The organism is Gracilimonas sp., assembly GCF_035704785.1.
Lineage (GTDB): Bacteria > Bacteroidota > Rhodothermia > Balneolales > Balneolaceae > Gracilimonas.
This window is the reverse complement of the sequence record NZ_DASSWP010000033.1, coordinates 1-7,641: the sequence shown is the minus strand read 5'-3', so window position 1 is coordinate 7,641 and position 7,641 is coordinate 1. Positions and strand designations below refer to the sequence as shown.

The 7,641-nt window shown below is 43.6% G+C and carries 8 protein-coding genes; 5 read left to right on the top strand and 3 right to left on the bottom strand.

Features of this window, described 5'->3' with window-relative positions:
- The 3 genes from VFM80_RS02070 to frr all read right to left on the bottom strand — a co-directional run.
- On the bottom strand, positions 1 to 1,517 hold a 1,517-nt coding region (locus VFM80_RS02070), incomplete at its 3' end, for a chromosome segregation SMC family protein (RefSeq protein ID WP_395069052.1).
- Positions 1,518 to 1,584: 67 nt separating this feature from the next.
- The gene (locus VFM80_RS02065; protein ID WP_395069050.1) at positions 1,585 to 1,950 is read right to left on the bottom strand and encodes a four helix bundle protein; all 366 of its coding nucleotides are present in this window, start codon (positions 1,948 to 1,950) and stop codon (positions 1,585 to 1,587) included.
- Between the two features lie 49 nt (positions 1,951 to 1,999).
- Entirely contained in the window at positions 2,000 to 2,569 is a 570-nt protein-coding gene (frr, locus tag VFM80_RS02060) for a ribosome recycling factor (RefSeq protein ID WP_395069048.1), read from the bottom strand.
- 278 nt (positions 2,570 to 2,847) lie between these two features.
- On the opposite strand from frr, the gene sucB reads away from it, so the two are divergent.
- The 5 genes from sucB to VFM80_RS02035 form a co-directional block, all read left to right on the top strand.
- Complete coding sequence (gene sucB / locus VFM80_RS02055) at positions 2,848 to 4,617, top strand: 2-oxoglutarate dehydrogenase, E2 component, dihydrolipoamide succinyltransferase (protein WP_395069046.1); 1,770 nt, start codon at positions 2,848 to 2,850, stop codon at positions 4,615 to 4,617.
- Positions 4,618 to 4,677: 60 nt separating this feature from the next.
- On the top strand, positions 4,678 to 5,529 hold the full coding sequence (panC, locus tag VFM80_RS02050; protein ID WP_395069044.1) for a pantoate--beta-alanine ligase: 852 nt from the start codon (positions 4,678 to 4,680) through the stop codon (positions 5,527 to 5,529).
- Positions 5,530 to 5,538: 9 nt separating this feature from the next.
- Complete coding sequence (gene panD / locus VFM80_RS02045) at positions 5,539 to 5,961, top strand: aspartate 1-decarboxylase (protein ID WP_395069042.1); 423 nt, start codon at positions 5,539 to 5,541, stop codon at positions 5,959 to 5,961.
- A 196-nt stretch (positions 5,962 to 6,157) separates the two neighbouring features.
- Positions 6,158 to 7,417, top strand: a complete 1,260-nt coding sequence (locus VFM80_RS02040) for an efflux RND transporter periplasmic adaptor subunit (RefSeq protein WP_395069040.1) — start codon at positions 6,158 to 6,160, stop codon at positions 7,415 to 7,417.
- 10 nt (positions 7,418 to 7,427) lie between these two features.
- Positions 7,428 to 7,641 (top strand): ABC transporter permease (locus VFM80_RS02035; RefSeq protein ID WP_395069038.1); only part of this gene is annotated, 214 nt, incomplete at its 3' end.

Sequence of the window (7,641 nt, the reverse complement as noted above, 5' to 3'; positions counted from 1 at the left end):
AATGCTTCATTTGAGCTGGCCAGATCATTCATCAGGCGGATCTCAGATTTCAGCGATTCCTTTTTACTTTGGAGGGTTCGGAGCTCGTCTTTAATTTCGTTTTGTTTGTCAGCAAATTGTTCTCGTTTTCCCCGGGCTGTTTCAAGCTCTTCTTCCAGCTCATCCCGCTCAATTACTAAATTGTCAAGCTTCTCCTCGATCAATCCCTGCTCGCCATTCAGATTTTCGATCTCATCATTCAGGTCAACGATCTCATTGTTGATGCGCTCAAGGTCACCTTCAGTATTCTCAAGCCGGCTCTCAATTTTGATACGCTTGGTCTGAAGCTGATTCAGTTCATTATTGGTAGCACTTAGCTGTACCTCAATTTCATATAATTCACTGCGCTCACGGTTATACTGCTGCTGAACTTGCCCGTACTTTTTCTTTGAATCCTCGAGTGCTTTATTGGATTTTTCAAGCTCGTCATCAAAGCCTTCCAGTTTTTTACGGCTAGAATCGAGCAGCTCATTCAGTTCCTTAAGGTCTTTCTGTCCGGTTTCAATATCCTTGGCATATTCCGCGATCACCTTCTTCTCGTTCTCGATCTTTTCGCGGGTGATGCGAAGATTGGTGTCGGCTTCACGAATAGCATTATGCAGCTGACTTACCCGGCGCTGAGCTTCAGCCTGTTGCCGTTCTTTTTCAAGAAGTTCTGCCCGGGCCTTTTCATCATTTTCCTCAAGCTGTTCGATGGCCTTGGTAATCTCTTTCTTCTCTTTGTCAGCATTGGCGATTCGCTCTTTCAGCGGCTCAAGCTCGGCTTTGATCTTGTTGAAATCGTGAAGGGTAAGAGCCTTGTCAAGCAGCTCCAGCTCATCTTTATAGACTTTCGCCTTCTCGGCTTTTTCTGCCTGAATTTCGAGGGATCGGGCTTTCTTTCTTAATTCAACCAGCAAGTCATCTACGCGCTGAAGGTCCTTACGGGTAGATTCCAGCTTACGTATGGTTTTCTTTCGTTGATCCTTATACTTGGTTACTCCCGCGGCTTCTTCAAACAATCGCCGGCGATCATTATTCTTATCATTCAGGATCTCCTCAACCATTTTGAGCTCTATCACCGAGTAGGCATCCGATCCCATTCCGGTATCCATGAACAACTCCATGATGTCTTTCAGCCGGCAAGAAGTACCGTTGATCAAGTATTCACTGTCCCCTGATCTGTACAACCTTCGGGAAATGGTTACTTCACTGTATTCGATGGGTAGAATGCCTTGGTCATTTACAAAAGTGAGGGAAACCTCAGCCATACCCAGAGCTTTTTTCTGAGCTGTACCATTAAAAATAACGTTACTCATGGCTGAAGAGCGAAGAAGGGAAGGCCTCTGTTCACCTAACACCCAGCGGAGGGCATCAACGATATTAGATTTTCCGCACCCATTCGGCCCAACAATGGAGGTGATTCCGCTGTCAAACTTTACCTTGGTCTTATTGGCAAAACTTTTAAACCCCTGTAATTCAAGTTCGGATATATACATTTAGCAGGGTTGCAGATTACGGGTTACGAGTTTCGTGTTTAAAGCTGTATCAGTCATTTTAAGTTAATTATACTTTCCAGCTTGTCTCAACGTAGTTTATGAAACTGTTGATTTTTCGGCCTAAAGTGTCATATCTGTTTAGTAAATCTGTAAGTGGTTCATCTTTAAAATGGATATCGCTGATCATATTGAGTTGTGAAACGGTTTCATCGCAAGATGAATGGGCAAAGATCAGGAATCGTACAAATTCATCTTTATACCGCCTTCTTCCGAAACCTTCAGCAATATTATCTTTTATACTTTTTGATGATCGTCGAATTTGACTTCCCTGTTCATGCATTTCAAATTTGGGGAGTGTCATTGTGAGTTTATGAACTTCAAGTGCCAGGTCATAAGCCATCTGATAAATTTCTAAATCCCGATAACTCTTCATAAACTATTTCTCTGGCAATTTGTATTAACCTCACAAACAACCCGCCCCTCTACACTGTCATTATTTCTTCTTCTTTTTTATTGAGGAGGTCTTCTACCTTAGCGGTGTATTTGTCAGTAAGCTTTTGGATCTCATCTTCAGCCTCGTAACGGGAGTCTTCGGAGAGAGACTCGCTTTCGGTAGTTGATTTGACGGTATCGTTGGCATTTCGGCGGGAATTTCTGATACTGATGCGAGCTTGTTCTGCAATATCCTTGGCATGTTTAACAAGTTCTTTACGTCGCTCTTCAGTAAGTACGGGAAGAGGGATGAGAATTCGCTCGCCGTCATTGCTTGGATTTAATCCCAATCCGGCCGACATGATCGCTTTTTCAATATCCTGCATTCCGGTTTTATCATAGGGCGAAACTACCAATAACCGCGCTTCCGGTGCACTGATATTAGCGAGCTGCTGCAATGGAGTTTGTGAACCATAATAATCCACCTTAACGCCTTCGATCAGTGAAGGGCTGGCTTTTCCGGCTCTGATATGTGATAGTTCCTTTTTAAAAAACCCAGTGGCTTCGTCCATGTGAAGCTCGGCTTCATCGATAATTTCTTGTAATTCTTCCGGTATCATAATGCCAAAACTTGTTTATGCTGGTTTACTGACTTTGCGAAGTTAACAAAAACAGAAGTGAGGACAAACCTGAAGTATATATTGAGCACTGATTATTGAACTTTAAAAGACGATATGAAGTTTTAAATCAATGAATATTAAGTAAACGTATGAAAAAGCGCTTTTCTGTATTTTAAAAGAACGATACTTATTTTGAACTAATTGGAATTATCCTGAACTTTAGAGTCCGTTGAAAATTCCTTAAAACCGCCTTACAGGCACCAAAAGAAAACAATTTTATGGCGAAGGTAGAAGTGGTCATGCCCCAAATGGGTGAATCAGTAATGGAAGGTACAGTAATCGAGTGGACCAAGCAGGTTGGCGATACCGTTGAGGTTGATGAAACCTTACTCGAAGTAGCCACCGATAAAGTGGATACGGAAGTTCCTTCACCTGAAGCCGGTGTACTCGTAGAAATTTTAGCGGAAGAAGGCGATGTGATCGAAGTGGGTAAAGCTATCGCCATTATTGAAACGGATGCAGATGCTGCGGGCGATGTTTCCTCAAATGGGTCAGAAGAGGCCAAATCTGAAGAACCTGCCGAAGAAGAAGCACCTGCTGAGGAAGAAGCGGAAGAAGAAACAGCTCAGGAAGAAGGGGCTGCTCCTGCAGCTTCAGGCGGTAGTGATGAAGGCGAACGAATTGAAGTTCAAATGCCACAGATGGGTGAGTCGGTTGTTGAAGCAACGGTGATTGGCTGGTCTAAGCAGGTTGGAGATACGGTTGAAGAAGACGAAACACTCCTCGAGATCTCTACCGACAAAGTAGATAGCGAAGTGCCATCCCCAGCCGCAGGAACCTTGGTTGAGATCCTTGCCGAAGAAAATGATACGATCGAAGTAGGGCAGACCATTGCCGTGATCGCAACCGGTAAAGCAGCAGCTTCTGGGAGCGGATCTTCGAAATCGGCACCAAAGAAGGAAGAGAAAAAAGAATCTGCACCGGAAAAGCAGGAAGCACAACCGGCAGCGGCTTCCTCCAATGGAGCATCAGGCGGATCTGAACCACAGCGCATGGGAAGTGACGGACGTTTCTACTCTCCGCTGGTACGTTCCATTGCTAAAGAAGAAGGAATTAGCCAGGAAGAACTTGAAAATATTGATGGCTCCGGTCAGAACGGAAGAGTTTCCAAACAAGATATTCTGTCTTATGTAGAAGACAAGAAAGCCGGGAAAGTTTCTGCTCCTGCTGCACAGAAATCATCAGGTGGCGGACTCAGTAAGCCGACTTCAAAATCTTCTGACGGATCAATTTCTGCCGGCCAGCTTGATGTGAAACATCCTCCATCAGGAGATGTTGAGGTCATTAAGATGGATCGTATGCGCAAGATGATTGCCGAGCATATGGTGAAGTCTAAGCAGACTTCGGCACACGTTACCACTTTTGCTGAGGTTGATGTAACCGATATGGTGAAATGGAGAAATGCGAATAAAGCTAAGTTCCAGGAGAAAACAGGCACTAAGCTTACATTCACTCCGCTTTTTGTTGAAGCCATTATCACAGCAATGCTGGAATTCCCGTTGATCAACAGTTCTGTGAATGGAGATGAGATCCATCTCAAGAAAGACATTAATTTTGGATTAGCTGTAGCGCTTGGTGAAGGCGGTGAAGGCGGGTTGATCGTTCCGGTGATCAAGAAAGCACAGGAGAAAAACCTTGTTGGCTTGGCGAGTGCCGTAAATGAAGTGGCCGTTAAAGCCCGAAGCAAGAAATTAAGTCCGGATGACTTGGTGGGCGGAACCATCACTCTGACCAACTACGGTAGCGTGGGTAACCTCATGGGAACACCGATCATAAATCAGCCACAGGTAGCCATTATTGGTACCGGTGTAATTGAAAAAAGGCCTGTAGTTCTGGAAACCGAAGCAGGTGATGTGATCGCTATCCGGCAAATGATGTTCCTATCTATGAGCTACGATCACCGAATAATTGATGGTGCTCACGGCGGAGCCTTCCTGAATCGCATTAAAGAGATACTGGAAGATTTTGATATGAGTCGTTCGGTATAATTAAAATTCTTACCTAATTATTAGGAGGCGCCCCAAAACGGCGTCTCTTTTTATTTGCGCATGAAACAAGTTGCCTCCATACAAGAAGTTCGAGCCGAAATAGCTGAGTTAAAAGCTCAGGGAAAACGAATTGCGTTCGTTCCTACCATGGGGGCTTTGCATAAAGGGCATATATCTCTTATCCGTTTGGCTAAGAAAAAGGCAGATGAAGTGGTGGTTTCCATATATGTGAATCCGGAGCAGTTTGGGCCAAATGAAGATTTTGATGCTTATCCCCGGCAGATGGGAGACGACCTCAAGGCGTGTAAAGCTGAAGGTGTTTTCCTGGTTTTCACCCCGGATGATGAAATTATGTACGGCTCCGATAGAAAATTTTTCAGTATAGATATTGAACAGCTGAATAAGCATATGGATGGGGGAAGCCGTCCCGGCTTTTTTGAAGGAATCGTACTTGTGGTGAATAAACTCTTCAATATCATCAAGCCGGATGTAGCTATTTTCGGCCAGAAAGACATTCAGCAGTTTCAGATCCTGAAGCAGATGGCGCATGAGTTTAACCATGATATTGAGTTGATCGCCGCACCTATTGCGCGAGCTAATGACGGGTTGGCGCTGAGCAGCCGAAATGCCTATCTCAGCGAGCAGGAAAGAAAGATAGCTCCAAGCTTATACCGTGCGCTGCAGTATGTGGAGAAGCAGATCAGGGATGGAGTGCTGGAACCAAAGTTATTGTTACAACATCAGCAAGATGAATTGGAAGCGAAAGGATTTAAAAATGACTATCTTAATGTGTTTTCCATGAAAATAATGGAGCCGGTTGAGAAACTTGAATCCGGTGAAACTTACATTTTGGCAGGCGCTGTATATTTAGGAAAGACCCGCCTGATCGACAATATAATTTTAGACCTCTGAGCGATACCGATGAAAATCACGATGTTTAAATCTAAACTGCACCAAATGGCAGTAACCGAAGCTAATCTGATGTACGAAGGTAGTATTACCATCGATCAGGATCTGCTGGATGCCGCCAACCTCCTTCCCTATGAAAAGGTGCAGGTACTTAATATCACCAATGGTTCTCGCCTTGAAACCTATACCATTCCGGGCGAGCGCGGAAGTCGTGTTTGCTGTTTAAATGGAGCCGCCGCCAGGCTGACCCAAGTCGGCGATCGCATTATCGTAATCAGCTATACAGAAATGACACCTGAAGAAGCTAAAGACCACAAGCCCAAAGTGGTGATCGTAGATGAGAATAATGATCCAAAAGAGATCATCGAAAATACCCAGCCCGGTACTTCTTATGATCTTGAAACCGGTTTAGTGGATAATACACTGATCGATTAACTGTTTCATTTGCTGAGGAGCCGAAGTTTTTTTCGGGAAATTTATTTAGAAAGTTTTCGGAATGGATAGCATCTAAGGAATCGTTGCCCCGATAAAGGTTAGATACCTTTTAAAATAATTGCAAAACTATTTACGTAGTATATACGTCTATAAAAATAAAGACTATATTTTGCGTTCAAACAAATTATACAAGCAAATGAAAAAGAGATATTTAATCCCTGCTATTTTTATAGGGCTATCAATTATAGCATGGTTTGTTTTTGGTGGAGATGCAGGCGACTCTGTAGAGCTTACGACGACTCCAAAAAAAGGAGAATTTGTTGTTGATGTTACCACTACGGGTGAACTTAGGGCAAAAAGTTCAGTAGAAATCAGAGGACCACAAGGAGGCCGTGATGTTCGATTATTCAACCTAACCATACAAAGATTGATCCCGGAAGGAACAGTGGTACAAAAGGGTGATTTTGTTGCTGAACTAGACCGGTCAGAAATCACCGGCCGTTTGCAGGATGCAATGCTTGAACTGCAACAGGCCCAGTCTCAGGTAACTCAGGTTTCCCTTGATAGTACACTTACTCTTTCTCAGGCCAGAGATAATCTCATAAATCTCGAATATGCTCTTGAAGAACGCCAGATTGTGGTAGATCAATCACAGTATGAATCCCCGGCGGTTCAACGACAAGCAGAAATTGAGTTAGATAAGGCACGCAGACAGCTTGCTCAGGAAAAGAAAAATTATGTAACAAAAGTAAAGCAAGCTGAAGCTCAAATGAGTGAAGTACAAGCTGATTTACAGGAAGAGCAAATTGAAGTTGATAAGATTCGCTCGTTGATGACAGAGTTTACTGTAAATGCTCCCGCAAATGGGATGATCATTTACCGACGCAATCATGATGGCTCTAAAACAGCAGAAGGCAGTGAAATAAGTGCCTGGAATCCGGTAGTAGCAGAACTTCCGGATTTTAGCGTAATGGAATCAGTGACCTATGTCAATGAGGTTGATGTTCAGAAAGTGACTCGCAATCAACCGGTTTTTATAGGGCTGGATGCCATTCCAAATAAAACACTGACAGGCACGGTAACCAGCGTGGCAAACATCGGAGAACAAAGAACCGGCTCAAATTCTAAAGTGTATGAGGTGATCATTGAAATAGCTGAGGAAGATACGGTGCTCCGCCCTGCTATGACCACGAGCAACCGTATTGTTGTAAACCGGTTGGAAGATGCGATGTTTATTCCTTTGGAAACCATTCATGTTCAAGATTCCTCAAGTTTTGTGTTCAAAGATTCAGGCCTTTCGGTAGTTATGCAAGAAGTTGACCTTGGCCTTATGAATGAGAATGAAGTAGTAGTGCATCGAGGACTTTCCCTTGATGATGTTATCTATCTTTCAGTACCGGAAGATACCACGGGTATTCAGCGTGTTTATCTGGAAGAAGAAATAACATCAAACTAAGGAAGAACCTGTGCTGCAAAAATTACTTTATAACTTTGATATAGCGATTGAGGCCATTCAACGAAATAAACTGAGAGCCTTCCTCACCTCATTGGGTATTATTTTTGGGGTTTCTTCGGTTATTGCAATGCTTGCTATAGGGACCGGTGCACAACAAGAAGTGCTGACACAGATGCAACTCTTAGGTACTAATAATGTGATAGTACAACCTGTGGTTGAGCAGC